We start from the raw sequence: 23105 nt of genomic DNA on the forward strand, positions 1-23105 counted from the left end.
TATCCTGAATTAAACACATTTTCTGTGTGAAACGAGGGATTTCTGTCAGCAGGCGAGCAAAATGCCATGCTCCTTGAGTTGATAAAAGGCCGCTATGCGGCCTTTTTCTTTTCTTTACAATGTATCAACATCTTAGTAGAGAAGCGAATTACAGGTATTCAACCTTAATAATTTCGTATTCTACTTCACCGCCAGGGGTGCGGATGGTGACAACATCGTCCTGCTCTTTGCCAATCAGGCCGCGAGCAATCGGCGAGTTCACCGAAATCAGGTTCTGTTTGAAATCAGCTTCATCATCACCCACGATGCGATAGGTCTGCTCTTCGTCGTTGTCCAGGTTCAGCACGGTCACGGTAGAACCAAAGATCACACGCCCGTTGTTAGGCATTTTGGTGATATCGATAACCTGGGCATTGGACAGTTTTGCTTCGATATCTTTAATACGCCCTTCACAAAAGCCCTGCTGCTCACGCGCGGCGTGGTATTCAGCATTCTCTTTCAGGTCGCCATGCTCGCGCGCATCCGCGATAGCGGCGATGATTTCAGGACGACGCACGGATTTCAGGAAATCCAGCTCTTCGCGCAGTTTTTCGGCACCACGTAAGGTCATCGGAATAGCTTGCATTTGTTATACCTCTTAAACATTCCTGTTGGGAGCAGTGTTCCCTGCTCCTGCCCCCCTAAGCGGGCAAGAAGCAAAAAGAAAACCGACCCGGGAGCAATGCCCCAGGTCAGCAGCAATTTTTCAATTTGATATGCATTTTACCGCGAAGTTCACTATGGGTCATCGTTTACTTTGCAGTGCCATGCACCGTAGTATGACGGTTTGTTTTCGGGTTGTTAGCGCGAGATTATGCGATTTTCCAGATTTATCATCGGATTGACTACCAGTATAACGTTCACCGCCCAGGCCGCGAATGTTGATGAGTACATTAATCAGCTCCCCGCAGGCGCGAACCTTGCCCTGATGGTGCAGAAGGTTGGCGCACAGGCTCCCGAGATTGACTATCACAGTCAACAGATGGCGCTGCCTGCCAGTACCCAAAAGGTGATCACTGCCCTCGCCGCCCTGCTCCAGCTCGGGCCTGACTTCCGTTTTACCACCACTCTTGAAACCAAAGGTAACGTTGAGGGTGGCGAACTGAAAGGCGATCTTATCGCCCGTTTTGGCGGCGATCCGACCTTTAAGCGCCAGGATATCCGCAATATGGTTGCGGTGCTGAAAAAATCTGGCGTGCAGAAAATTGATGGCAATGTGCTGATCGACACGTCCATCTTTGCCAGCCACGATAAAGCCCCAGGCTGGCCGTGGAACGACATGACCCAGTGCTTTAGCGCCCCGCCCGCCGCCGCGATTGTCGACCGTAACTGCTTCTCGGTTTCGCTTTACAGCGCGCCAAAGCCGGATGATTTAGCGTTTATCCGCATAGCGTCCTACTACCCGGTCACGATGTTTAGCCAGGTCCGCACGCTGGCGAAAGGCTCCCCGGATGCGCAATATTGTGAGCTGGACGTCGTACCAGGCGATCTTAACCGCTTCACGCTGACCGGCTGCCTGACCCAGCGAGCCGATCCGCTGCCGCTGGCATTTGCGATACAGGATGGCGCAAGCTATGCAGGCGCCATTCTGAAAGATGAACTGAAACAAGCGGGAATAACCTACTCGGGCACGCTGCTTCGTCAGACGCAGGTCAACCAGCCCGGTACGGTCATCGCCAGCAAACAGTCTCCACCGCTGCACGATTTATTGCGCATCATGCTGAAAAAGTCGGACAACATGATTGCCGATACGGTGTTCCGCATGATTGGTCACGCCCGTTTCGGCGTGCCGGGAACCTGGCGCGCGGGTTCAGACGCGGTTCGGCAGATCCTGCGCCAGCAGGCGGGGATCGATCTGGGTAATACCATCGCTGTCGATGGCTCCGGACTATCGCGCCATAATTTGATCTCTCCGGCCACGATGATGCAGGTGCTTCAGTACATTGCACAGCATGACACTGAGCTAAACTTTATTTCAATGCTGCCGCTGGCCGGGCATGACGGTTCACTGCAGTACCGCGCCGGGCTTCACGCTGCTGGTGTGGATGGCAAAGTATCCGCTAAAACAGGCTCACTGCAGGGGGTTTACAACCTTGCAGGCTTCATCACTACCGCCAGCGGACAACGCATGGCATTCGTGCAGTATCTTTCCGGCTATGCCGTCGAACCGACCGACCAGCGCAATCGTCGTATTCCGCTTGTTCGCTTCGAAAGCAGGCTTTATAAGGACATCTACCAGAATAACTAGCGATGAAACTACTTATAGTTGAAGACGATCTGTTATTGCAGGAAGGGCTGGCGCTGGGGCTGGCCAATGAAGGGTATGCCCTCGACTGTGCCGGCACCGCAGCGGAGGCGGACGCCCTGATTCAGAGCGGCGAATACAGTCTGGTGATCCTCGATTTGGGCTTACCTGATAAAGACGGCGCTACGCTGCTCAGCCAGTGGCGACGCCGCGGTATCGCCAACCCGGTGTTGATCCTGACGGCACGCGATGCCATTGAGGATCGTATCACCGGCCTCGATGCAGGCGCAGATGATTACCTGGTGAAGCCTTTTGCGCTTGCGGAGCTGCAGGCTCGGGTGCGAGCGTTGATTCGCCGCTATCAGGGACATAGTGATAACTTACTGACCGACGGCGATATTACGCTGAATCTGCAAACCCAGCAGGTACTGCGCCAGGATCAGGCGGTCGAGGTAACACCAAAAGAGTTCGCCTTGCTTACGCGTCTGATCATGCGCAGCGGGCAAACGGTGCACAGAGAAACGCTCCAGCAGGATATCTACTCCTGGCAGGACGATCCGGGGTCAAATACCCTTGAAGTCCACATTCACAACCTGCGTCGTAAGCTCGGCAAGGACAGAATCAAAACCGTCCGTGGCGTTGGCTATCGCCTGGAGAGCCAGAAATGAACAGCATGCGTCGGCGTTTGATGGTGCTGCTGGCGGTCATTCTGTTATTTTTCCAGCTGATAAGCGTTATCTGGCTGTGGCATGAAAGCCGTGAGCAGATTAGTTTCCTGGTCAGTGAAACGCTGTCAGCAAAAGCGCGTAATAACCATGTCGAGAAAGAGATCCGCGAGGCGATTGCCTCGCTGCTGGTCCCTTCTCTGGTGATGGTCGGTTTTACCCTGCTCTTCTCCTTCTGGGCGGTCACCTGGATAACCCGGCCCCTGAATAAACTGCGTGTCAGCCTGGCTAACCGTTCGGCGGATAACTTAACCCCGCTTCCTATGTATTCCGACATGGAAGAGATCGGCGCGGTGACGACCTCCCTGAACCAGCTCCTCGCCCGGCTGGACAATACCATTCAACAGGAGCGTCTCTTCACCGCAGACGCCGCACACGAGCTCCGAACGCCTCTTGCCGGTATCCGGCTCCATCTGGAGCTGATGTCGCAGTCAGGTGCGCCTCAGGCCGCCACGCTGGTTAGCCGTATCGATCAGCTCATGCATACCGTCGAACAGCTGCTGATGCTGGCCCGTGCCGGACAGGCAATGGCGAGCGGCCACTACGAAACCGTAAGCTGGACGGAAAATATCATTGAACCTCTCGGCCTGGGTCATGAAGCCAAAGAGCATACGGTGATTTGGCCCGCTAAAAGCGCGCTCACGGTTCAGGGAGACGCCGTGCTCCTGCGCCTGATGCTGCGCAACCTGCTGGAAAATGCAGGACGCTACAGCCCGGCAGGGACAACGATTACAGTGACATTAACCGAGGTCGACGGGGGGACGCAGATCAGCGTTATCGATCAGGGCCCAGGGATTGATGAAGCGCACCGGCAGTCCATTACCGAGCCATTCCGCCGTCTTGACCAGCGCTATGGCGGCAGCGGTCTGGGGCTGAGCATCGTGCAGCGCATCGTCCAGCTCCACCACGGCAGGCTCACGCTTGAGAATGGCGCTGAAGGCGGTTTAATCGCCAGCTGCTGGCTGCCTGCGACGCTGGAATAAAAAAAGCCCCCATAATGGGGGCCTTGGACAGATATTAGTGCTTGTAGATGAACTCGACGCCTTCTTCGTCGTCTTCATCCCAGTCATCGTCCCAGTCTTCATCGTCTTCTTCCGCTTCCAGCTCTTCGAGCTGCTGGCGGTGGTAGTCATCCCACATGAATTCGACTTTTTCAGGCTGTTTGGCTTCTTCCGCCTGAACGATTGGGTTCTCGATGATGAAGGTCATCACATCCCAGCACAGATCTTTCACGCCAACCTGACTTGCCGCAGAGATCAGGTAGTATTTATCTTCCCAACCCATCGCTTCAGCAATGGCTTTCGCTTTTGCTTCCGCTTCGGCTTTGTCCATCAGGTCGATCTTGTTAAAGACCAGCCAGCGTGGTTTATTCGCCAGTTTTTCGCTGTATTTTTCCAGCTCACCGATGATGATGCGGGCGTTTTCAACCGGATCGGAACCGTCGATAGGATCGATATCAATGAGGTGCAGCAGTACGCGGCAACGCTCAAGGTGTTTCAGGAAGCGAATACCCAGACCCGCGCCTTCCGCAGCGCCTTCAATCAGACCCGGAATATCGGCAACCACAAAACTCTTCTCGTTATCCATGCGGACAACGCCCAGACTTGGTACCAGCGTGGTAAACGGATAGTCCGCCACTTTCGGTTTCGCCGCAGAGACGGCACGAATAAACGTTGATTTACCGGCGTTTGGCATACCCAGCATGCCCACATCTGCCAGAAGCATCAGCTCCAACTGCAGATCGCGCTTATCGCCCGGCGTACCCATCGTTTTCTGACGCGGCGTACGGTTAACGGAAGATTTGAAACGGCTGTTACCCAGTCCGTGCCAGCCGCCTTTCGCTACCATCAGGCGCTGACCGTGTTTGGTCATGTCACCCATGGTTTCACCGGTTCCCTGGTCAATCACACGCGTACCGACCGGAACCTTAATGGTGACGTCTTTACCGCGTTTCCCGGTACAGTCACGGCTCTGGCCGTTCTGGCCACGTTCAGCGCGGAAGGATTTTTCGAAACGGTAGTCGATCAGCGTGTTGAGGTTCTCATCCGCCTCCAGCCACACGTCACCACCATCCCCACCGTCGCCGCCATCAGGACCGCCACGAGGGATATACTTTTCACGGCGGAAGCTCACGCAACCGTTGCCGCCATCACCAGCCACGACCAGGATCGTCGCTTCATCAACAAACTTCATTTTACTCTCCGTAACTCATTCGCCTGAGCGGGGGACTACTACAACCGCTTCATTTTTGCGCCAACGTCCCCAAAGACGATGACCAATGGCGGAATACATCGCGCCCGCAACCACGACAAACGCACCGAGATAACCCAACAGGTTGAGCATCGGTCTGACGAAGACATCGGGCCAGGCCATTGATAACAAATCTGAAAATAACAGCGTAAACAGCGGAGTAAGCGTAATTAACGCGCTCACCTGTGCTGCCTGCCAGCGCGCCATCGCTTCGGCCAGCGCGCCATAACCGACCAGCGTGTTCAGCCCACAAAAAATGAGGCACGCCAGTTGCCAGTCGCTAAGCTGAGTAATCACACCCGGCTTCGCTAATGGCAGCAATGCTATTGTACACAAAGTGTACAGCAAAAAGAGGATCTGCTGTGAGGCAAGTCGACGCAATAACACCTTTTGTGCGACGCCATAGCTCACCCAGACCGTTGCTGCCCCCACACCGAAAATGACGCCCCATGTGTAATCCGTCAGGCGGGTAAAAATCTCTATCAGACTGGTGTTGAAGAACATCACCAGACCGCACAGCAGCATGCTCGCCCCGATAATCTGCGTACCGCGCATCTTCTCCTTGAGGATAAAGACGCTGGCGACCATCATGCCCACCGGTGAAAGCTGACCAATCACCTGCGACGCCGTGGGGCTAAGATATTGCAGGGAAGAGCTGAACAGGATGAAGTTACCGAACAGACCGCCCGTCGCGATAGCCAGCAGCACCAGCCAGCGCGGTTTACGGAAGAGCCGCAAGGGTGGAAGCTTACCTTTGACGGCCAGAATGGCCCCGAGGCCAATGCTTGCCATCAGAAAGCGATAAAAGACCACCGTAGGCGGCTCCATCACTTCCAGCACCTGCTTCATTGCAATTGGCAGCGCACCCCAGCACATTGCGGTGGTGAGCGCCAAAAGAATTCCTATGCCGGCCTGCTGCTTCATGCCCGTTTTCCCTACAGAAAAAATTACCGGGTTTCCAATGTAAAAAGCCCCGCAACAGGGTGCGGGGCTTTAATCCGTTACCGGACCGAGAAAACCTTACTCAGCAACGATGCTGATGTATTTACGGTTGTTCGGGCCTTTAACTTCAAATTTCACTTTACCGTCTGCTTTAGCAAACAGAGTGTGGTCACGACCGCAACCTACGTTGTTGCCAGCGTGGAATTTGGTACCACGTTGACGAACGATGATGCTACCCGCCAGAACGGATTCGCCACCGAAACGCTTAACGCCCAGGCGTTTAGCTTCTGAATCGCGACCGTTACGTGTGGAGCCGCCAGCCTTTTTATGTGCCATTTAAATCTCTCCTCAGGTCTTAGGCGCTGATGCCAGTAATTTTCACATCAGTGAACCACTGACGGTGGCCCTGCTGCTTACGGTAGTGCTTACGACGACGAAACTTAACGATTTTAACTTTCTCGCCACGACCGTGTGCAACAACTTCAGCTTTGATAACGCCGCCATCAACGAAAGGAACGCCGATTTTGACTTCTTCACCGTTTGCGATCATCAGAACTTCTGCGAACTCAACAGATTCGCCAGTTGCGATGTCCAGCTTTTCCAGGCGAACGGTCTGACCTTCGCTTACTCGGTGTTGTTTACCACCACTTTGGAAAACCGCGTACATATAAACTCCGCTTCCGCGCACATCCTCGTATGATTCAGAGTGCGCTATAAATATTCACAATAGGGCGCGAATATTACGCAAAACGCGAGCCTTTGACAAGTGCTACCGTCAATACATGAAGAAAAAAAACACAACACGTACGGTAACGTTTATCTGAGCCGTTTTTTCAGTACAATCAGCACTACTATTGATAAACCGAAACCCTTCGTTACCCCATTGAAGATGGGATAAACAGGATAAAAAGCCCGGCTTTTGCGATGAATTTAGAAAAAATCAACGAGTTAACCGCGCAAGATATGGCGGGTGTGAATGCAGCAATCCTGGAGCAACTCAACTCTGACGTCCAGCTGATCAATCAGTTGGGCTATTACATTGTCAGCGGCGGTGGTAAACGCATTCGTCCGATGATCGCCATTCTGGCTGCCAGAGCCGTTGGTTATCAGGGAAATGCCCACATCACTATCGCAGCGCTCATCGAATTTATCCACACGGCGACGCTTCTGCACGACGATGTGGTGGATGAATCGGATATGCGTCGTGGCAAAGCCACGGCTAACGCCGCGTTCGGGAACGCAGCCAGCGTACTGGTGGGGGACTTTATCTACACCCGCGCCTTCCAGATGATGACCAGTCTGGGCTCCCTGAAAGTGCTGGAAGTGATGTCCGAAGCCGTAAACGTCATTGCTGAAGGCGAAGTGCTGCAGCTGATGAACGTCAACGACCCGGACATCACCGAAGAAAACTACATGCGCGTGATCTACAGCAAAACCGCGCGCCTGTTTGAAGCGGCGGCCCAGTGTTCCGGCATTCTGGCTGACTGTACCGAAGCACAGGAAAAAGGCCTGCAGGACTATGGTCGCTATCTGGGTACGGCATTCCAGCTGATTGATGATTTGCTGGACTACAGTGCGGACGGCGAGACGCTCGGCAAAAACGTTGGCGATGACCTGAACGAAGGCAAACCGACCCTGCCGCTGCTTCATGCCATGCGTAACGGAACAGCCGATCAGGCGAAAATGATCCGTGAAGCGATTGAGCAGGGAAATGGCCGCCATCTTCTGGAACCTGTGCTGGAAACCATGGCTATCTGCGGATCGCTGGAATGGACGCGTCAGCGTGCGGAAGAAGAAGCCGACAAAGCCATCGAAGCTCTCCAGGTCATTCCCGACAGCCCGTGGCGCGAGGCATTGATTGGTCTTGCCCACATCGCCGTTCAGCGCGACCGTTAACCCTCCTTGTTTCTCCCCGCGACCATGGCGGGGAGATTCCAGAAAAATCCTGTAAATTACGTATTCCTGTAAATCCATCGGTTTAGAGACCGCATGAATAAAGCCATGTCTTATTCTGAATATCCCTTCAAGTAACGCGAACTTTTTAGAACAAAAGCTTGAAATGGGTATATTAACCCCGTCGTTTCAGAAGAAACGGCGTAGGTGAATCCGAACTTAAGGACGGTGTTATGGATACGAAATTTATCGACTGGCACACGGCTGATATTATTGCCGCACTGCGCAAAAGAGGCACTTCACTGGCAGCAGAGTCCCGCCGCCATGGACTGAGTTCTTCAACTCTGGCAAACGCCCTCACCCGCCCCTGGCCCAAGGGAGAATTAATCATCGCGACGGCGCTGGATACGCATCCGTGGGTGATTTGGCCTTCGCGCTACCACGATCCCATCACCCATGAATTTATCGACAGAACGCGCATGATTCGCCAGAGAAAGGCAAAAAGAGAACCGCAGAAGTAATGCGTTTTTGACAGGAACAGCAACCCCCCGGTCATTGCTGGCAGGGGGCTGCCGGAACGATTACTCGCCCTTCACACGCTCGATATTGGCACCCAGCGCGCGCAGTTTATCTTCGATACGCTCATAACCACGATCGATGTGATAAATACGATCCACGATCGTTGTGCCTTCCGCGATACAACCCGCCAGCACCAGGCTTGCAGACGCACGCAGATCGGTTGCCATCACCTGAGCACCTGACAGTTTCTCAACGCCATGGCAAATCACGGTATTACTTTCGATCTCAGCATGCGCACCCATACGGATCAGCTCTGGTACGTGCATAAAGCGGTTTTCGAAAATGGTTTCAGTGATGAAGCCAGTACCTTCGGCGACCAGGTTCAACAGGGTGAACTGCGCCTGCATGTCCGTTGGGAACGCCGGATGCGGCGCCGTCCGCACATTGACCGCTTTTGGACGCTGGCCGTGCATATCAAGGCTGATCCAGTCTTCACCGATTTCGATATCCGCACCCGCATCGCGCAGTTTCGCCAGCACCGCATCCAGGGTATCGGGCTGCGCGTTGCGACAAACAATCTTACCGCCAGAGATCGCGGCAGCGACCAGGAAGGTACCGGTTTCGATACGGTCCGGCAGAACGCGATAAACACCACCGCCCAGACGCTCAACGCCTTCGATAGTGATACGGTCGGTCCCCTGACCGGAGATCTTCGCACCCAGCGCCACGAGGAAGTTGGCGGTATCCACAATTTCCGGTTCGCGCGCGGCGTTTTCGATGATAGTGGTCCCTTCTGCCAGCGTCGCCGCAGACATAATGGTCACCGTTGCGCCCACGCTCACTTTGTCCATGACAATGTGCGCGCCTTTCAGACGACCATTGACGGACGCTTTAACGTAGCCTTCTTCCAGCTTGATCTCTGCGCCCAGTTTTTCCAGACCAAAGATGTGCAGGTCAACCGGACGCGCACCGATAGCGCAGCCGCCCGGCAGAGAGACCTGACCCTGACCAAAACGCGCCACCAGTGGGCCAAGCGCCCAGATGGATGCACGCATGGTTTTCACCAGATCGTAAGGGGCAGAGAAGTTGTTCACCTTGCTGGCGTCGATCCAGACGGAACCGTTACGCTCGACTTTCGTGCCCAACTGGGTGAGCAGCTTCATGGTGGTATCGATATCTTTCAGCTTCGGTACGTTCTGAATTTCTACCGGCTCTTCCGCGAGCAGCGCAGCAAAGAGGATTGGCAGCGCGGCGTTTTTCGCGCCAGAAATTGTGACTTCGCCCTGGAGACGCGTTGGCCCCTGTACACGAAATTTATCCATTGTGTGCTCTCTTATAAATTCAACCGTGCTGCGGGCCTGTCGCCCTCAGCTCAAAAACCGTTTAGTTTGCGATCGCGTGCCCACTCTTGCGGGGTGAACGCTTTAATCGACAGGGCGTGGATGCGGTTATCCGCAATATATTCCATCAGCGGCGCGTACACAGCCTGCTGTTTCTTCACACGGCTCATACCGTCGAACATCTCACCCACAGCAATAACCTGGAAGTGACTGCCATCGCCAGTGACGTGGGCTTCCTGAAGGGAGAGTGCATTCATCAGCACTGTCTGGATTTCATGATTTTCCATGGGTTCTTAATCATCTGATAGTGAAAACAAGCCCAACATCTTAGAGCAAAGTGGCGTCGTCTTAAACAAGCAAAAAGCCCCGACGATGAAACTGTCAGGGCTTTCGGAAGTAACGCACTGAAAATATTAACGGGGCAGTACATCCTGAGGCAGATTGTAGAGCTGCGCCAGGGTAACGACATTATCGCTCGCGCCGCGAAGCGTGACGCTCGCCCCCTGCTTTTTCCCTACCGCAACCAGATGGGCAAGCAGCGCAACGCCTGCCGTATCGACCCGTGTGATGTCGGTTAAGTCGATAAGCGTCACACCCTGCATAGCCTCATGGCGTTTATCCCATAAGGGGTTCAGCAGATCCTGATCCAGCTCACCGGACAGCTTTAATGTCTCGCCTTCACGCGACCAGCTGAGTTGCTGTGACATTACTTCTTCTCGTCCAACGTGATTTTCTGACGAGCAATGGACTGCAGCTGCGCGGTCAGGCCATCAATACCCTTAGTGCGCAGCAGGTCACTCCACTCGTTCTGTTTGGTGGTGATCATGCTTACGCCTTCGGCGATCATGTCATACGCCTGCCAGTGGCCGGTCTGGCTGTTTTTACGCCACTGGAAATCCAGACGAACCGGCGGACGGCCGTTAGGATCGTTGATCGTTACGCGGATAGGCACGATGGTCGCATCACCCAGCGGCTGCTCAGGCGCAATCTGATAGGTCTGACCGTGGTACATCGCCAGCGCCTGGCCATAAGCCTGTTTCAGGTATTCACGGAACGCGGCAAAGTAGGCCTCACGCTGCGCAGGGGTCGCGTCTTTGTAATAACGTCCCAGCACCAGCGCACCCGCATATTTGATCTGCACATACGGCAGCAGTTCCTGGTCAACGACGTCACGCAGATAATCAGGATTAGCACGAATTTTAGGCTGTTCGTTTGTAAGGCGGTCGAAGGTCTTCTTCGCCGCTTCGTCCATCAGTTTGTACGGGTTACTCTGATCCGCAGCGTGGGCAGCGGTAAGAGGGGCGATGACCAGCATGGCAACCATTAACAGTCGTTTAAACATGAATGACTTCTCCTGAAATTAATTCGCAGCACCAGGTGTCGGTGCGGCGTCGGTATGCTCTTCGCTCTGCGCAGGGGCTGCATCGGATTTTTTCTCATCCCCTTTGCTGTTGTAAAGGAACTGACCAATCATATCCTCCAGAACCATCGCGGATTTCGTATCCTGAATGACGCTACCGTCTTTAAGGATAGTCGTTCCCAGCTCGGGGTCTTCAAAACCGACGTTAAGTGCCAGATATTGTTCACCCAGCAGGCCGGAAGTACGGATAGAAAGGGAACTGGTGTCCGGGATATGGTTATAACGCTCTTCGATATCCATCGCGACGCGTGGCAGATAGGTTTTCTCATCGAGCGTAATGTCCGTTACGCGTCCGATCACCACGCCGCCAATACGGACCGGTGAACGCGCCTTCAGCCCGCCGATGTTATCGAAGGTGGCATAGATGCGATACGTCGGCTCGGTGCGCACAGACGTAATATCCGCCGCTCTCAGGCAGATGAACAGCGCGGCCAGCAGCGCCAGAAGCAGGAATACACCGACCCAAATTTCATTTTTTCTCGTTTGCATGAACTCAATTCCCAAACATCAGTGCGGTGAGCACAAAATCCAGACCCAGTACGGCCAGCGACGAATGTACGACGGTACGTGTAGTTGCACGGCTAATGCCCGCCGACGTCGGGATGGCATCGTAACCATTGAACAATGCAATCCACGTGACCGTAATGGCAAATACCACGCTTTTAATCAGGCAGTTAACCAGATCCATTCGCAGGTCAATGGCGTCCTGCATCGCGGACCAGAAGAAACCGGCGTCAATGCCTTTCCAGTGCACGCCAACCAGCGAACCGCCCCAGATACCCACGGCGACAAACAGAATAGTCAGTAACGGTAAAGAGATCACCCCAGCCCAGAAACGCGGCGAGATCACGCGACGTAGCGGATCGACCGCCATCATCTCCATGCTGGAGAGCTGCTCGGTCGCACGCATCAGGCCAATTTCTGCCGTTAATGCCGACCCCGCACGCCCGGCGAACAACAGCGCCGCCACAACCGGCCCCAGCTCTCGCAGCAGCGAGAGCGCCACCAGCATCCCGAGGCTGGTTTCCGCACTGTAGGTTGTCAGAACAAGATAGCCCTGTAGCCCAAGCACCATACCGATAAAAAGACCGGAGACAATGATGATGAGCATCGACAGCACGCCGACATTATAAAGCTGCCGCACCAGCAGCGGTGCGTGCTTACGGAATTCCGGCTTGCCGACCAGCGCGTTGAATAACATCAATCCGGCACGCCCGAACGTCCTGATGGTTTTTATGCCACGGTGTCCGAGAGCGGCCAACGCATTTAACAGCATGAGTGGCTTAACTCCCTATTCCCAGTAAATCGTCACGATAGTCGCCCGCCGGGTAGCGGAACGGCACAGGGCCATCGGCAATACCGTCGAGGAACTGCCGCACGCGCGGATCGCAATTTTCCTGCAGCGCCTGGGCGCTACCGTGTGCGACGATCTTTTTGTCCGCCACGATATAGGCGTAATCGGCAATGCTCAATACTTCCGGTACATCGTGAGATACCACAATGCAGGTGACGCCAAGCGCACTGTTCAGTTCAGAGATGAGCTTCACCAGCACGCCCATCGTGATGGGATCCTGTCCAACGAACGGTTCGTCAAACATGATTAAATCAGGTTCGAGTGCAATGGCTCGCGCCAGCGCGGCGCGGCGCGCCATCCCCCCGGATAGCTCTGAAGGCATCAATTTCGCGGCGCCCCGCAAACCGACGGCTTCAAGCTTCATCATCACCGTGCTTTTCAGCAGTTCAGGCGGCAGGCTGGTATGCTCGCGCAGCGGATAGGCCACGTTATCAAAGACATTCATGTCGGTGAACAAGGCTCCAGACTGAAAGAGCATGCTCATGCGTTTGCGGACAGTATACAGGCGCGAGCGTGACATCTCCGGGATGTTTTCGCCATCAAAGAGAATTTCACCGCTATCCGGTGGGATCTGCCCACCAATAAGGCGCAACAGGGTCGTTTTACCGATCCCGGACGGCCCCATGATGGCAGTGATCTTGCCACGCGGTACGGTCAACGAAATATCATCAAATATCAATCTGTTGGCGCGAGAAAAACTCACACCGCGAACATCGACTAAATTCGCCATCGTTTGGCTCATTTATGGTTCCTTTATTACCCTGCTCACATTAAGGCATGCTGCCTGAATCAGCCCTCAACTCCGCATTTTTACAGAATAATAGCCGTTGAGGTTAGCGAAAGCTGGCATTTGTTTTACTTTTCCGGCGCATAAAGTCAAAATTAGGAATTCGTTACGCCTCAGACTGTATGCAGTCCAGCCATTTCCGCGCGATGGACCGACGAGTATACCTGAAGAAAGGACTTTTGATGCTTTTAGCAACAGCACTGTTAATAATTGGTTTACTTTTGGTGGTCTACAGTGCTGACCGTTTAGTGTTTGCTGCATCTATCCTGTGTCGCCTGACGGGCGTACCGCCTGTCGTCATCGGGATGACCGTGGTCAGTGTTGGAACGTCACTTCCTGAAATCATCGTCTCTGTCTCGGCATCGCTGCATGGTCAGTTAGACCTGGCAGTAGGCACTGCGATTGGCTCTAACATCGTCAATATACTCTTGATTTTAGGCCTGGCGGCACTGCTCCATCCATTTCGCGTGCATTCTGATGTTCTGCGCCGTGAATTGCCGCTAATGTTAATCGTAAGTCTGCTGGCAGGGTGCGTATTTTACGATGGTGTACTGAGCTACAGCGACGGCATTTTCTTGCTGGCGCTGGCCGTTATTTGGCTGCTGTATAGTGTTAAAATCGCCCGTCTGGCTGAAAAACAGGGCCAGGATAGCCTCACGCGTGAGCAGGTCGCCGAACTTCCGCGAGAAGGCACGCTGCCTGTTGCCCTGCTGTGGCTTGGCGTTGCGCTGATCATCATGCCGATGGCAACGCGTATGGTTGTGGATAACGCGACGGTGCTGGCGAACTATTTCGCCATCAGTGAACTGACCATTGGCCTGACGGTGATTGCCATCGGTACCAGCCTGCCGGAGCTGGCCACGGCCATTGCGGGGGCACGCAAAGGTGAGGATGACATTGCCATTGGTAATATCATCGGTTCCAACATATTTAATATCGCCATTGTGATGGGTCTGCCGGCCCTGATTACGCCAGGGCCCTTTAATCCCCTGGCGTTCTCACGCGACTACGGCGTGATGTTATTGGTCAGCGTGATATTTGCCCTGCTCTGCTGGCGGCGGCAACGACAGATCGGCAAAGGCGCAGGCGCGCTGCTGACGGGTGGATTTATCGTATGGATGGCGATGCTGTACTGGCTCTCGCCTCTTCTCTCTGGGTAACGGAAACGCATTATGTCGCAAATAGAATTGCAGCCGGGTTTTGACTTTCAGAAAGCAGGCAAAGACGTTCTGGAGATTGAACGTGAAGGTCTGGCGCAGTTAGATCAGTACATTAATCAGGATTTTAGTCTGGCATGTGAGAAGATATTCTACTGTGCCGGCAAAGTCGTGGTGATGGGGATGGGTAAGTCCGGCCACATTGGACGCAAAATGGCGGCAACATTTGCCAGTACCGGAACCTCTTCCTTCTTTGTGCACCCGGGAGAAGCCGCGCATGGCGACCTGGGTATGGTCACGCCGCAGGATATCGTCATCGCGCTGTCCAACTCCGGTGAGTCCAATGAGATCCTGGCGTTGATTCCGGTACTGAAGCGCCTGCAGGTGCCGCTTATTTGCATGACCAGCCGTCCGGAAAGCAGCATGGCGCGTGCGGCCGACATTCACCTGTGCGTGAAAGTGCCCAAGGAGGCCTGTCCGCTCGGCCTGGCGCCGACGTCCAGCACCACCGCCGCGCTGGTCATGGGTGATGCGCTTGCCGTCGCGCTGCTCGAAGCCCGTGGTTTTACGCCGGAAGATTTCGCGCTTTCCCACCCGGGCGGTGCGCTGGGGCGCAAGCTACTGCTTCGGGTAAACGATATTATGCACACCGGGGATGAGATCCCTCACGTCAGTAAAGAAGCCTCCCTGCGTGATGCGCTGCTGGAAATCACCCGCAAGAATCTGGGGATGACGGTCGTGTGCGACGATCTGATGAAAATTCAGGGGATCTTCACCGATGGCGACCTGCGTCGCGTGTTCGACATGGGTGTCGATGTCCGCACGCTCGGCATTGCCGACGTGATGACGCCAGGCGGTATCCGCGTGCGTCCGGGTACGCTGGCCGTGGATGTGCTGAACCTGATGCAGTCCCGCCATATCACCTCCGTTATGGTTGCCGATGGCGACCAGTTGCTGGGTGTGGTACATATGCATGATCTGCTGCGCGCAGGCGTAGTGTAATGAAGGATAAGACAATGAGTAATGCGGGTGCATCCCTTGCAACCTGTTATGGTCCGGTCAGTACCCAGATGATGGCAAAGGCGGAAAACATTCGTCTGCTCATCCTGGATGTGGATGGGGTACTCTCCGACGGCCTGATTTACATGGGCAATAATGGTGAAGAGCTGAAAGCGTTTAACGTTCGCGACGGCTACGGTATCCGCTGTGCGCTCACCTCAGGTATTGAGGTGGCTATCATCACCGGGCGAAAAGCTAAACTGGTAGAAGACCGCTGTGAAACCTTAGGCATTACCCATCTGTATCAGGGGCAATCCGATAAGATGGCGGCGTTTAAAGATTTACTGGGTAAACTGGCTATCGCACCGGAAAACGTGGCCTACGTCGGGGACGATCTGATTGACTGGCCCGTGATGGCTGAAGTTGGGCTGAGCATCGCCGTTGCCGATGCGCATCCGCTGCTGATCCCGCGCGCTGACTATGTTACCCACATCAACGGGGGCCGCGGTGCCGTACGTGAAGTCTGCGATCTGCTCCTGCTGGCGCAGGGCAAGCTTGATGAGGCCAAAGGGCAATCGATATGAGTAAAACCAGACGTTGGATTATCATTTTGCTTTCGCTTGTCGCACTGGTATTGATTGGCGTGAACCTTGCCGATCGCGACGATACGCAAACGGAAGTGATCAACAATAACGATCCAACCTATAAAAGCGATCACAGCGACACCGTGGTCTACAGCCCTGAAGGTGCGCTGAACTATCGCCTGATTGCCCAGCATGTTGAATATTTTTCAGATGACGGTATTTCGTGGTTTACCCAACCTGTCATGACCACATTTGATAAGGACAAAGTGCCGACGTGGTCAATTAAGTCAGATCGGGCAAAACTGACAAATGACCGTATGCTTTATCTGTATGGCCACGTTGAAGTCAACGCCCTGACCGCTGACTCGCAGCTACGAAAAATTACGACGGATAATGCCCAGATCAACCTGGTAACCCAGGACGTGACGTCGCAGGATCTGGTCACACTGTATGGCACAACATTTAATTCCAGCGGTTTGAGAATGCGCGGGAACTTACGCAGCAAAAACGCCGAGCTGATTGAAAAGGTTAGAACCTCCTATGAAATTCAAAACAAACAAACTCAGCCTTAAAGTAATTATCGCCAGCGCGATGCTGGCGACCAGTCTCCCCGCGCTTGCTGTAACGGGCGATACCGACCAACCGATCCATATCGAGTCCGACACCCAGTCTCTCGATATGCAGGGCAACGTCGTCACCTTCACGGGTAACGTCGTCATGACTCAGGGCACCATCAAAATCAACGCCGACAAAGTGGTCGTGACCCGTCCGGGTGGCGAGCAGGGCAAAGAGATCATTGATGGTTATGGTAACCCGGCCACCTTCTACCAGATGCAGGACAACGGCAAGCCGGTGAAAGGTCACGCTACGCACATGCACTATGAGCTGGCGAAGGACCTGGTCATCCTGACCGGTAATGCGTACCTGGAACAGCTGGACAGCAACATTACCGGCGACCAGATTACCTATCTGGTAAAAGAGCAAAAAATGCAGGCCTCCAGCGAGAAAGGCAAACGCGTCACCACCGTACTGGTTCCGTCGCAGCTGCAGGATAAAGGCAAAGGCCAGGCCCCGGCACAGAAGAAGAGTAACTAATTCGTTATGGCAACATTAACTGCAAAAAATCTCGCGAAGGCCTATAAGGGCCGCCGTGTCGTAGAAGATGTCAGTCTGACCGTCAACTCCGGCGAAATTGTAGGGCTACTTGGCCCTAACGGTGCGGGTAAAACCACCACTTTCTACATGGTCGTTGGCATTGTGCCGCGCGATGCTGGCAACATTGTCATTGACGATGAAGACATCAGTCTTCTGCCGCTGCACGCGCGCGCACGTCGCGGGATCGGCTACCTGCCGCAGGAAGCCTCCATTTTCCGTCGTCTTAGCGTTTACGATAACCTGATGGCGGTCCTGCAAATTCGTAACGATCTGACCAGCGAACAGCGTCAGGATCGTGCCAACGAGCTGATGGAAGAGTTCCACATTGAGCATCTGCGCGACAGCCTCGGTCAGGCTCTCTCCGGGGGCGAACGCCGTCGTGTTGAGATTGCCCGTGCGCTGGCCGCAAACCCGAAGTTTATCCTTCTGGATGAACCGTTTGCGGGCGTTGACCCGATCTCGGTTATCGACATTAAACGTATCATTGAACACCTGCGTGACAGCGGGCTTGGCGTACTGATCACCGACCACAACGTCCGTGAAACGCTGGCCGTGTGTGAACGCGCGTATATTGTGAGCCAGGGCAATCTGATCGCCCACGGTACGCCGCAGCAGATCCTCGAAGACGATCATGTTAAGCGCGTCTATCTTGGGGAAGACTTCAGACTCTGATAGGGTAGAGGTAACGTAACGCCGAACCGGAGAAAAATGCTCTGAACATGAAGCAAGGTTTGCAATTAAGGCTCAGCCAACAACTGGCGATGACGCCGCAGCTACAGCAGGCAATTCGCCTGTTGCAACTGTCCACGTTAGAACTTCAGCAGGAGCTCCAGCAGGCGCTGGACAGCAACCCCCTGCTGGAACAAACCGATCTTCATGACGAGGTAGATACCCAGCAATCGCAGGAGACAGAAGCGCTCGACACCGCGGATGCACTCGAACAAAAAGAGATGCCGGACGAGCTTCCGCTGGATGCCAGCTGGGATGAAATCTACACCGCCGGAACCCCTTCCGGTACGCGTGCAGACTACCAGGATGATGAGCTACCGGTCTACCAGGGCGAAACCACCCAGTCACTGCAGGATTACCTGATGTGGCAGGTGGAACTTACTCCCTTCTCCGATACCGACCGCGCGATTGCCACCTCAATTGTCGATGCCGTTGACGACACTGGCTATTTGACCGTCACGCTGGACGATATTCTGGAAAGCATGGGCGACGACGAGATAGAGCTTGAGGAAGTTGAAGCCGTTCTGAAGCGCATCCAGCGTTTCGATCCAGTAGGCGTGGCCGCAAAAGATCTGCGCGACTGCCTACTGATCCAGCTTTCTCAGTTCAGCAAAGAGACGCCGTGGCTCGACGAGGCGCGCTTAATCATCAGCGATCATCTGGATCTGCTGGCGAACCACGATTTCCGCTCCCTGATGCGCGTCACGCGCCTGAAGGAAGAGGTGCTGAAAGAAGCGGTGAATCTGATCCAGTCGCTCGATCCGCGCCCGGGACAGTCGATCCAGACCAGCGAGCCCGAGTACGTCATCCCGGATGTGCTGGTCAGAAAACACAATGGCCGCTGGGTCGTTGAACTGAATTCAGACAGCATCCCTCGTCTGCAAATCAACCAGCAGTATGCCTCCATGTGCACCAGCGTGCGTAACGACTCCGACAATCAATATATTCGTAGCAATTTGCAGGAAGCGCGATGGCTGATCAAAAGTCTGGAGAGCCGAAATGATACGCTGCTACGCGTCAGCCGCTGTATTGTCGAACAGCAGCAGGCGTTCTTTGAGCAGGGCGAAGAGTATATGAAACCGATGGTACTGGCGGATATCGCCCAGGCCGTCGAAATGCATGAATCAACCATTTCCCGTGTCACCACGCAGAAGTATCTGCACAGTCCACGCGGTATTTTTGAGCTTAAGTATTTCTTCTCCAGCCATGTGAATACCGAGGGCGGCGGCGAAGCGTCGTCAACGGCCATTCGTGCCCTGGTGAAGAAGTTGATCGCCGCGGAGAATCCCGCGAAGCCACTAAGCGACAGTAAGTTAACCACCATGCTGTCCGATCAGGGTATTATGGTGGCACGTCGTACTGTTGCGAAGTATCGAGAGTCTTTATCCATTCCGCCGTCCAACCAGCGTAAACAGCTGGTCTGACACAACCGATAAGGAAGACACTATGCAGCTCAACATCACTGGACAAAACGTCGAAATTACTGAGGCTTTACGCGACTTTGTGAACGCGAAGTTTGCAAAACTCGAGCAGTATTTCGAAAGGATCAATCAGGTCTATATTGTGTTGAAAGTGGAGAAAGTGACTCATATCTCGGATGCCACCCTGCATGTTAACGGGGGTGAACTGCATGCCAGTGCGGAAGGGCAAGACATGTACGCTGCTATCGACGGCTTGATTGATAAGCTTGCACGACAGCTCAATAAACATAAAGATAAACTGAAACAACACTAATTGTCCGGGCAGTTAACGGGTGCAGGACGGCCTGTTGTGAAACACAACAGGCCATTTGTACAGTTAGCGCTTAGGTGAAATTATGATGAACAACGATTCCGCTCTTCAACTGAGCAATGTCCTTAACCAGGAATGTACCCGCAGTGCGGTTCACTGCCAGAGCAAAAAACGTGCGCTGGAGATCATCAGTGAACTGGCCGCAAAACAGCTGGGCCTGCCGCCGCAGGTGGTGTTCGAAGCGATTCTGACCCGTGAAAAGATGGGCAGTACCGGTATCGGCAACGGCATCGCGATCCCGCACGGCAAACTGGAAGAGGATACCCTGCGTGCCGTTGGTGTGTTTGTGCAACTTGAAACACCCATCGCCTTCGATGCCATTGATAACCAGCCCGTCGATCTCCTCTTCGCGCTGCTGGTGCCTGCTGACCAGACGAAAACCCATCTGCATACGCTGTCGCTGGTCGCAAAACGTCTGGCCGATAAAACCATTTGCCGTCGGCTGCGCTCGGCCCAAAGTGATGAAGAGCTCTATCAAATTATCACTGAAGCAGAAGGCAATCAGGATGATGCATAACCAGGAGATGGCCTTCACATCTGTTGTCCTGAGGAGAAACGGAACATGGTGCTGATGATTGTCAGTGGCCGTTCAGGGTCGGGGAAATCCGTTGCTCTGCGCGCGCTGGAAGACATGGGTTTTTACTGCGTCGATAACCTGCCGGTCGTGTTATTGCCCGACCTGGCCCGCACGCTTGCGGAGAGACAAACCTCTGCCGCCGTCAGTATCGACGTCCGTAACATGCCTGAATCGCCAGAGATCTTCGAACAGGCCATGAGCAACCTGCCTGATACGTTCTCGCCTCAGCTGCTTTTCCTCGATGCAGACCGCAATACGCTGATCCGCCGCTACAGCGATACCCGTCGCTTGCACCCGCTTTCCAGTAAGAACCTCTCTCTGGAGAGCGCGATCGATGAAGAGAGCGACCTCCTGGAGCCGCTGCGCTCTCGTGCCGACCTGATTGTCGACACCTCTGAGATGTCCGTTCACGAGCTGGCGGAAATGCTGCGTACCCGGTTGTTGGGTAAACGCGAGCGTGAGCTGACGATGGTGTTCGAATCCTTCGGCTTTAAGCACGGTATTCCGATTGATGCGGATTACGTTTTCGACGTGCGCTTCCTGCCTAACCCGCACTGGGATCCGAAGCTGCGTCCCATGACCGGTCTGGATAAACCCGTCGCGGCCTTCCTCGACCGGCACACAGAAGTTCACAATTTTATCTACCAGACGCGAAGCTACCTTGAGCTATGGTTACCTATGCTGGAGACAAACAATCGTAGCTACCTGACGGTGGCGATTGGCTGTACCGGCGGTAAACATCGTTCGGTTTATATCGCCGAACAGCTGGCCGACTATTTCCGCTCGCGCGGGAAGAACGTTCAGTCCCGTCATCGCACGCTGGAAAAACGTAAAACATGACCGTAAAACAAACCGTTGAGATCACCAATAAGCTGGGTATGCATGCACGCCCGGCGATGAAACTGTTTGAGCTGATGCAGGGTTTCGATGCAGAGGTTCTGCTGCGGAATGACGAAGGTACCGAAGCGGAAGCGAACAGCGTGATCGCCCTGCTAATGCTGGATTCCGCCAAAGGGCGCCAGATTGAAGTGGAAGCCACCGGGCCTCAGGAAGAGGAAGCGCTGGCAGCGGTGATTGCCCTGTTTAACGCTGGCTTTGACGAAGACTAACGTTCGCCCCTCGGCGGGTGGCGCTGCGCTTACCCGCCCTACATAAGATTGTTACGCTGCATAAAACCCTCTCCACCCAGCTGATTCATCTGACGTAGGATCCACGCCTGACGGCTTCGCACGTACCCTGATGGGGCGCTGGCTTTAAAGCGGATGGGATTCGGTAAGACAGCGGCCAATAGTGCTGCTTCTGACATGCTCAGACGGCTGGCTGGCTTATTGAAATAACGCTGCGCGGCAGCTTCCACGCCAAAAATACCGTCGCCAAATTCAGCGACATTGAGATAGACGGTCAGAATGCGCTTTTTGCTCCAGACCGTTTCCATCCCCAGGGTCAACCCCGCTTCCAGCCCCTTTCGCACCCAGCTGCGGCCGTCCCACAGAAACAGATTTTTGGCCGTCTGCTGCGACAAGGTTGAGGCACCGCGTACGCGGTTTTCATGGCGTTCGTTATGGGCCAGCGCCTTCTCAATGGCCGCCACGTCGAACCCCCAGTGCTCCGGGAATTTCTGGTCCTCCGCCGCGATGACCGCCAGCCCCATGAACGGCGAGATCTCGTCCATGCTTACCCAGTCAGAGTGGGCAACATAGCTGAAATCGCCGCTGAGCCACGCGCCGAGCTGGCGCTCAACCATCACGGCGGAGAACGGGACTGGCATAATGCTGAACAGGGCGAGTCCACCACCCCAAAACACCGCCAGCACCAGAACGATGCGCAACAGGGTACGTTTTACCCACGCGCCAGCACCGGATTGACGACTCATTCAGCCAACACCAGCACGCGGGCGACCAGCTTTTCGATCCCCATAGCCGCTTCTGCAATATTCTTCGCCAGCATATACGCAGGCGTGGTGACAATTTTGTTATCTTCATCAACCACAATGTCATCTACCGGGCACGGAACGTGTTCGCCCCCCATTTCCTCGACGATCTCTGCGGTATCAATATCCGTCCCGATGGTCAGGCGCAGCGGGAAATCAAAAATCTTAGGCAACATCGCCGGTGCGATACAGATAAAGCCCAGCGGTTTCCCTGCCGCATGCATGGCCTGCGACAACGCTTTCAGATGAGGATCGATCTGACACTCCGCGCCCTGCGCAGCAAAGGTACTGAGATTTTTGGCCGCGCCAAACCCACCCGGCACAATGAGCGCATCAAGCTCTGTAGGGTCTACCTGAATAAGAGGATGGATATCACCTCGCGCAATACGCGCGGCTTCAATCAGTACATTACGGGTTTCCGCCATCGGCTCACCGGTCAGATGATTAATCACATCTGCCTGATTTTTGTCTGGCGCAAAACAAATCACCTCTGCTCCCTGCTTAGCCAGGGCCAGCAGCGTGATTACGGCTTCATGTACCTCAGAACCATCGTAAACACCGCATCCGCTCAGCACGACACCAATCTTTTTCATCATGACAATCCTTTTCTGCAACTTGCTGAAGCACATTAATAATTTTGATTAAAACGCTATGCTTCACACATTTCAC

At 54.3% G+C, this 23105-nt stretch carries 30 protein-coding genes; 16 read left to right on the plus strand and 14 right to left on the minus strand.

Going from position 1 to position 23105, the window contains the following annotated elements:
• Positions 1–148: 148 nt before the first annotated feature.
• Positions 149–625, minus strand: a complete 477-nt coding sequence (gene greA, locus AC4IC4_RS20275) for a transcription elongation factor GreA (RefSeq protein ID WP_014171793.1) — start codon at positions 623–625, stop codon at positions 149–151.
• Between the two features lie 228 nt (positions 626–853).
• On the opposite strand from greA, the gene dacB reads away from it, so the two are divergent.
• The 3 genes from dacB to pmrB are packed head-to-tail and all read left to right on the plus strand — an operon-like array spanning position 854 to position 3992.
• A complete protein-coding gene (gene dacB / locus AC4IC4_RS20280) occupies positions 854–2287 on the plus strand; it encodes a serine-type D-Ala-D-Ala carboxypeptidase (RefSeq protein ID WP_032650378.1) in 1434 nt (477 codons plus the stop codon).
• A gap of 2 nt (positions 2288–2289) precedes the next feature.
• Positions 2290–2952, plus strand: coding sequence for a two-component system response regulator PmrA (gene pmrA, locus AC4IC4_RS20285; protein WP_024906362.1), 663 nt, complete (start codon positions 2290–2292; stop codon positions 2950–2952).
• Entirely contained in the window at positions 2949–3992 is a 1044-nt protein-coding gene (pmrB, locus tag AC4IC4_RS20290; RefSeq protein WP_491471803.1) for a two-component system sensor histidine kinase PmrB, read from the plus strand. Before pmrA ends, pmrB begins: the two co-directional genes overlap by 4 nt.
• A 34-nt stretch (positions 3993–4026) precedes the next feature.
• Here pmrB and cgtA read toward each other — a convergent pair whose 3' ends face one another.
• From cgtA to rplU, 4 genes are all read right to left on the minus strand, one after another.
• Positions 4027–5202: an Obg family GTPase CgtA gene (cgtA, locus tag AC4IC4_RS20295; protein ID WP_023333597.1), complete on the minus strand. Its 1176-nt coding sequence runs from the start codon at positions 5200–5202 to the stop codon at positions 4027–4029.
• A gap of 15 nt (positions 5203–5217) precedes the next feature.
• Positions 5218–6183, minus strand: a complete 966-nt coding sequence (locus AC4IC4_RS20300) for a DMT family transporter (RefSeq protein ID WP_014833443.1) — start codon at positions 6181–6183, stop codon at positions 5218–5220.
• A 96-nt stretch (positions 6184–6279) separates the two neighbouring features.
• The gene (rpmA, locus tag AC4IC4_RS20305; protein ID WP_004385076.1) at positions 6280–6537 is read right to left on the minus strand and encodes a 50S ribosomal protein L27; all 258 of its coding nucleotides are present in this window, start codon (positions 6535–6537) and stop codon (positions 6280–6282) included.
• Between the two features lie 19 nt (positions 6538–6556).
• Entirely contained in the window at positions 6557–6868 is a 312-nt protein-coding gene (rplU, locus tag AC4IC4_RS20310; RefSeq protein WP_003025032.1) for a 50S ribosomal protein L21, read from the minus strand.
• A 257-nt stretch (positions 6869–7125) separates the two neighbouring features.
• On the opposite strand from rplU, the gene ispB reads away from it, so the two are divergent.
• Together ispB and sfsB are read left to right on the plus strand one after the other, a co-directional pair.
• The gene (gene ispB, locus AC4IC4_RS20315; protein ID WP_024906360.1) at positions 7126–8097 is read left to right on the plus strand and encodes an octaprenyl diphosphate synthase; all 972 of its coding nucleotides are present in this window, start codon (positions 7126–7128) and stop codon (positions 8095–8097) included.
• Positions 8098–8327: 230 nt separating this feature from the next.
• Entirely contained in the window at positions 8328–8615 is a 288-nt protein-coding gene (gene sfsB, locus AC4IC4_RS20320) for a DNA-binding transcriptional regulator SfsB (RefSeq protein ID WP_024906359.1), read from the plus strand.
• A 60-nt stretch (positions 8616–8675) separates the two neighbouring features.
• On the opposite strand, the gene murA is transcribed toward sfsB, so the two are convergent.
• The 7 genes from murA to mlaF form a co-directional block, all read right to left on the minus strand.
• Positions 8676–9935, minus strand: a complete 1260-nt coding sequence (gene murA / locus AC4IC4_RS20325; protein WP_023309349.1) for a UDP-N-acetylglucosamine 1-carboxyvinyltransferase — start codon at positions 9933–9935, stop codon at positions 8676–8678.
• A 50-nt stretch (positions 9936–9985) separates the two neighbouring features.
• Positions 9986–10240 (minus strand): BolA family iron metabolism protein IbaG, encoded by a 255-nt coding sequence (gene ibaG / locus AC4IC4_RS20330; RefSeq protein WP_008501458.1) that lies wholly within the window; start codon positions 10238–10240, stop codon positions 9986–9988.
• 126 nt (positions 10241–10366) lie between these two features.
• Entirely contained in the window at positions 10367–10660 is a 294-nt protein-coding gene (gene mlaB, locus AC4IC4_RS20335) for a lipid asymmetry maintenance protein MlaB (protein WP_024906357.1), read from the minus strand.
• Positions 10660–11295, minus strand: a complete 636-nt coding sequence (gene mlaC / locus AC4IC4_RS20340; protein ID WP_024906356.1) for a phospholipid-binding protein MlaC — start codon at positions 11293–11295, stop codon at positions 10660–10662. Before mlaC ends, mlaB begins: the two co-directional genes overlap by 1 nt.
• A gap of 18 nt (positions 11296–11313) precedes the next feature.
• On the minus strand, positions 11314–11862 hold the full coding sequence (gene mlaD, locus AC4IC4_RS20345; protein WP_024906355.1) for an outer membrane lipid asymmetry maintenance protein MlaD: 549 nt from the start codon (positions 11860–11862) through the stop codon (positions 11314–11316).
• 4 nt (positions 11863–11866) lie between these two features.
• Positions 11867–12649: a lipid asymmetry maintenance ABC transporter permease subunit MlaE gene (gene mlaE / locus AC4IC4_RS20350; RefSeq protein WP_010436044.1), complete on the minus strand. Its 783-nt coding sequence runs from the start codon at positions 12647–12649 to the stop codon at positions 11867–11869.
• 7 nt (positions 12650–12656) lie between these two features.
• Complete coding sequence (gene mlaF, locus AC4IC4_RS20355; protein WP_024906354.1) at positions 12657–13469, minus strand: phospholipid ABC transporter ATP-binding protein MlaF; 813 nt, start codon at positions 13467–13469, stop codon at positions 12657–12659.
• A gap of 227 nt (positions 13470–13696) precedes the next feature.
• Between mlaF and AC4IC4_RS20360 the strand changes: the two genes are divergently transcribed.
• The 11 genes from AC4IC4_RS20360 to npr all read left to right on the plus strand — a co-directional run bounded on the left by AC4IC4_RS20360 (position 13697) and on the right by npr (position 21615).
• On the plus strand, positions 13697–14674 hold the full coding sequence (locus AC4IC4_RS20360; protein WP_023309354.1) for a calcium/sodium antiporter: 978 nt from the start codon (positions 13697–13699) through the stop codon (positions 14672–14674).
• Between the two features lie 12 nt (positions 14675–14686).
• Positions 14687–15673: an arabinose-5-phosphate isomerase KdsD gene (gene kdsD, locus AC4IC4_RS20365; RefSeq protein ID WP_008501450.1), complete on the plus strand. Its 987-nt coding sequence runs from the start codon at positions 14687–14689 to the stop codon at positions 15671–15673.
• A gap of 14 nt (positions 15674–15687) precedes the next feature.
• Entirely contained in the window at positions 15688–16254 is a 567-nt protein-coding gene (kdsC, locus tag AC4IC4_RS20370) for a 3-deoxy-manno-octulosonate-8-phosphatase KdsC (RefSeq protein ID WP_023309356.1), read from the plus strand.
• The gene (lptC, locus tag AC4IC4_RS20375) at positions 16251–16826 is read left to right on the plus strand and encodes an LPS export ABC transporter periplasmic protein LptC (RefSeq protein WP_024906353.1); all 576 of its coding nucleotides are present in this window, start codon (positions 16251–16253) and stop codon (positions 16824–16826) included. The genes kdsC and lptC overlap by 4 nt, the downstream gene beginning before the upstream one ends.
• The gene (gene lptA / locus AC4IC4_RS20380; protein WP_024906352.1) at positions 16795–17349 is read left to right on the plus strand and encodes a lipopolysaccharide ABC transporter substrate-binding protein LptA; all 555 of its coding nucleotides are present in this window, start codon (positions 16795–16797) and stop codon (positions 17347–17349) included. Before lptC ends, lptA begins: the two co-directional genes overlap by 32 nt.
• Positions 17350–17355: 6 nt before the next feature.
• Positions 17356–18081 (plus strand): LPS export ABC transporter ATP-binding protein, encoded by a 726-nt coding sequence (lptB, locus tag AC4IC4_RS20385; protein WP_025756692.1) that lies wholly within the window; start codon positions 17356–17358, stop codon positions 18079–18081.
• 47 nt (positions 18082–18128) lie between these two features.
• Positions 18129–19562 carry an RNA polymerase factor sigma-54 gene (gene rpoN / locus AC4IC4_RS20390; RefSeq protein ID WP_491471804.1) on the plus strand — a complete coding sequence of 478 codons (1434 nt, stop codon included), beginning with the start codon at positions 18129–18131 and terminating at the stop codon, positions 19560–19562.
• Between the two features lie 22 nt (positions 19563–19584).
• Positions 19585–19872, plus strand: coding sequence for a ribosome hibernation promoting factor (gene hpf, locus AC4IC4_RS20395; RefSeq protein WP_008501444.1), 288 nt, complete (start codon positions 19585–19587; stop codon positions 19870–19872).
• Positions 19873–19954: 82 nt separating this feature from the next.
• Positions 19955–20446 (plus strand): PTS IIA-like nitrogen regulatory protein PtsN, encoded by a 492-nt coding sequence (gene ptsN, locus AC4IC4_RS20400; RefSeq protein WP_008501443.1) that lies wholly within the window; start codon positions 19955–19957, stop codon positions 20444–20446.
• A 45-nt stretch (positions 20447–20491) separates the two neighbouring features.
• Positions 20492–21346 (plus strand): RNase adapter RapZ, encoded by an 855-nt coding sequence (gene rapZ / locus AC4IC4_RS20405; protein WP_008501442.1) that lies wholly within the window; start codon positions 20492–20494, stop codon positions 21344–21346.
• Positions 21343–21615, plus strand: a complete 273-nt coding sequence (gene npr / locus AC4IC4_RS20410) for a PTS phosphocarrier protein NPr (RefSeq protein ID WP_003861872.1) — start codon at positions 21343–21345, stop codon at positions 21613–21615. The genes rapZ and npr overlap by 4 nt, the downstream gene beginning before the upstream one ends.
• 38 nt (positions 21616–21653) lie before the next feature.
• Here npr and mtgA read toward each other — a convergent pair whose 3' ends face one another.
• Both mtgA and elbB read right to left on the minus strand, forming a co-directional pair.
• On the minus strand, positions 21654–22379 hold the full coding sequence (gene mtgA / locus AC4IC4_RS20415) for a monofunctional biosynthetic peptidoglycan transglycosylase (RefSeq protein WP_148770237.1): 726 nt from the start codon (positions 22377–22379) through the stop codon (positions 21654–21656).
• Complete coding sequence (gene elbB / locus AC4IC4_RS20420; RefSeq protein WP_491472848.1) at positions 22376–23029, minus strand: isoprenoid biosynthesis glyoxalase ElbB; 654 nt, start codon at positions 23027–23029, stop codon at positions 22376–22378. The genes mtgA and elbB overlap by 4 nt, the downstream gene beginning before the upstream one ends.
• Positions 23030–23105: the final 76 nt, after the last annotated feature.

It is taken from the genome of Enterobacter sp. Taxon_2 (assembly GCF_058355295.1).

Coding starts and splice junctions, on each gene's coding strand:
- greA (WP_014171793.1), bottom strand. CDS start 625: ATGCAAGCTATTCCGATGACCTTACGTGGTGCCGAAAAACTGCGCGAA.
- dacB (WP_032650378.1), top strand. CDS start 854: ATGCGATTTTCCAGATTTATCATCGGATTGACTACCAGTATAACGTTC.
- pmrA (WP_024906362.1), top strand. CDS start 2,290: ATGAAACTACTTATAGTTGAAGACGATCTGTTATTGCAGGAAGGGCTG.
- pmrB (WP_491471803.1), top strand. CDS start 2,949: ATGAACAGCATGCGTCGGCGTTTGATGGTGCTGCTGGCGGTCATTCTG.
- cgtA (WP_023333597.1), bottom strand. CDS start 5,202: ATGAAGTTTGTTGATGAAGCGACGATCCTGGTCGTGGCTGGTGATGGC.
- AC4IC4_RS20300 (WP_014833443.1), bottom strand. CDS start 6,183: ATGAAGCAGCAGGCCGGCATAGGAATTCTTTTGGCGCTCACCACCGCA.
- rpmA (WP_004385076.1), bottom strand. CDS start 6,537: ATGGCACATAAAAAGGCTGGCGGCTCCACACGTAACGGTCGCGATTCA.
- rplU (WP_003025032.1), bottom strand. CDS start 6,868: ATGTACGCGGTTTTCCAAAGTGGTGGTAAACAACACCGAGTAAGCGAA.
- ispB (WP_024906360.1), top strand. CDS start 7,126: ATGAATTTAGAAAAAATCAACGAGTTAACCGCGCAAGATATGGCGGGT.
- sfsB (WP_024906359.1), top strand. CDS start 8,328: ATGGATACGAAATTTATCGACTGGCACACGGCTGATATTATTGCCGCA.
- murA (WP_023309349.1), bottom strand. CDS start 9,935: ATGGATAAATTTCGTGTACAGGGGCCAACGCGTCTCCAGGGCGAAGTC.
- ibaG (WP_008501458.1), bottom strand. CDS start 10,240: ATGGAAAATCATGAAATCCAGACAGTGCTGATGAATGCACTCTCCCTT.
- mlaB (WP_024906357.1), bottom strand. CDS start 10,660: ATGTCACAGCAACTCAGCTGGTCGCGTGAAGGCGAGACATTAAAGCTG.
- mlaC (WP_024906356.1), bottom strand. CDS start 11,295: ATGTTTAAACGACTGTTAATGGTTGCCATGCTGGTCATCGCCCCTCTT.
- mlaD (WP_024906355.1), bottom strand. CDS start 11,862: ATGCAAACGAGAAAAAATGAAATTTGGGTCGGTGTATTCCTGCTTCTG.
- mlaE (WP_010436044.1), bottom strand. CDS start 12,649: ATGCTGTTAAATGCGTTGGCCGCTCTCGGACACCGTGGCATAAAAACC.
- mlaF (WP_024906354.1), bottom strand. CDS start 13,469: ATGAGCCAAACGATGGCGAATTTAGTCGATGTTCGCGGTGTGAGTTTT.
- AC4IC4_RS20360 (WP_023309354.1), top strand. CDS start 13,697: ATGCTTTTAGCAACAGCACTGTTAATAATTGGTTTACTTTTGGTGGTC.
- kdsD (WP_008501450.1), top strand. CDS start 14,687: ATGTCGCAAATAGAATTGCAGCCGGGTTTTGACTTTCAGAAAGCAGGC.
- kdsC (WP_023309356.1), top strand. CDS start 15,688: ATGAGTAATGCGGGTGCATCCCTTGCAACCTGTTATGGTCCGGTCAGT.
- lptC (WP_024906353.1), top strand. CDS start 16,251: ATGAGTAAAACCAGACGTTGGATTATCATTTTGCTTTCGCTTGTCGCA.
- lptA (WP_024906352.1), top strand. CDS start 16,795: ATGAAATTCAAAACAAACAAACTCAGCCTTAAAGTAATTATCGCCAGC.
- lptB (WP_025756692.1), top strand. CDS start 17,356: ATGGCAACATTAACTGCAAAAAATCTCGCGAAGGCCTATAAGGGCCGC.
- rpoN (WP_491471804.1), top strand. CDS start 18,129: ATGAAGCAAGGTTTGCAATTAAGGCTCAGCCAACAACTGGCGATGACG.
- hpf (WP_008501444.1), top strand. CDS start 19,585: ATGCAGCTCAACATCACTGGACAAAACGTCGAAATTACTGAGGCTTTA.
- ptsN (WP_008501443.1), top strand. CDS start 19,955: ATGATGAACAACGATTCCGCTCTTCAACTGAGCAATGTCCTTAACCAG.
- rapZ (WP_008501442.1), top strand. CDS start 20,492: ATGGTGCTGATGATTGTCAGTGGCCGTTCAGGGTCGGGGAAATCCGTT.
- npr (WP_003861872.1), top strand. CDS start 21,343: ATGACCGTAAAACAAACCGTTGAGATCACCAATAAGCTGGGTATGCAT.
- mtgA (WP_148770237.1), bottom strand. CDS start 22,379: ATGAGTCGTCAATCCGGTGCTGGCGCGTGGGTAAAACGTACCCTGTTG.
- elbB (WP_491472848.1), bottom strand. CDS start 23,029: ATGAAAAAGATTGGTGTCGTGCTGAGCGGATGCGGTGTTTACGATGGT.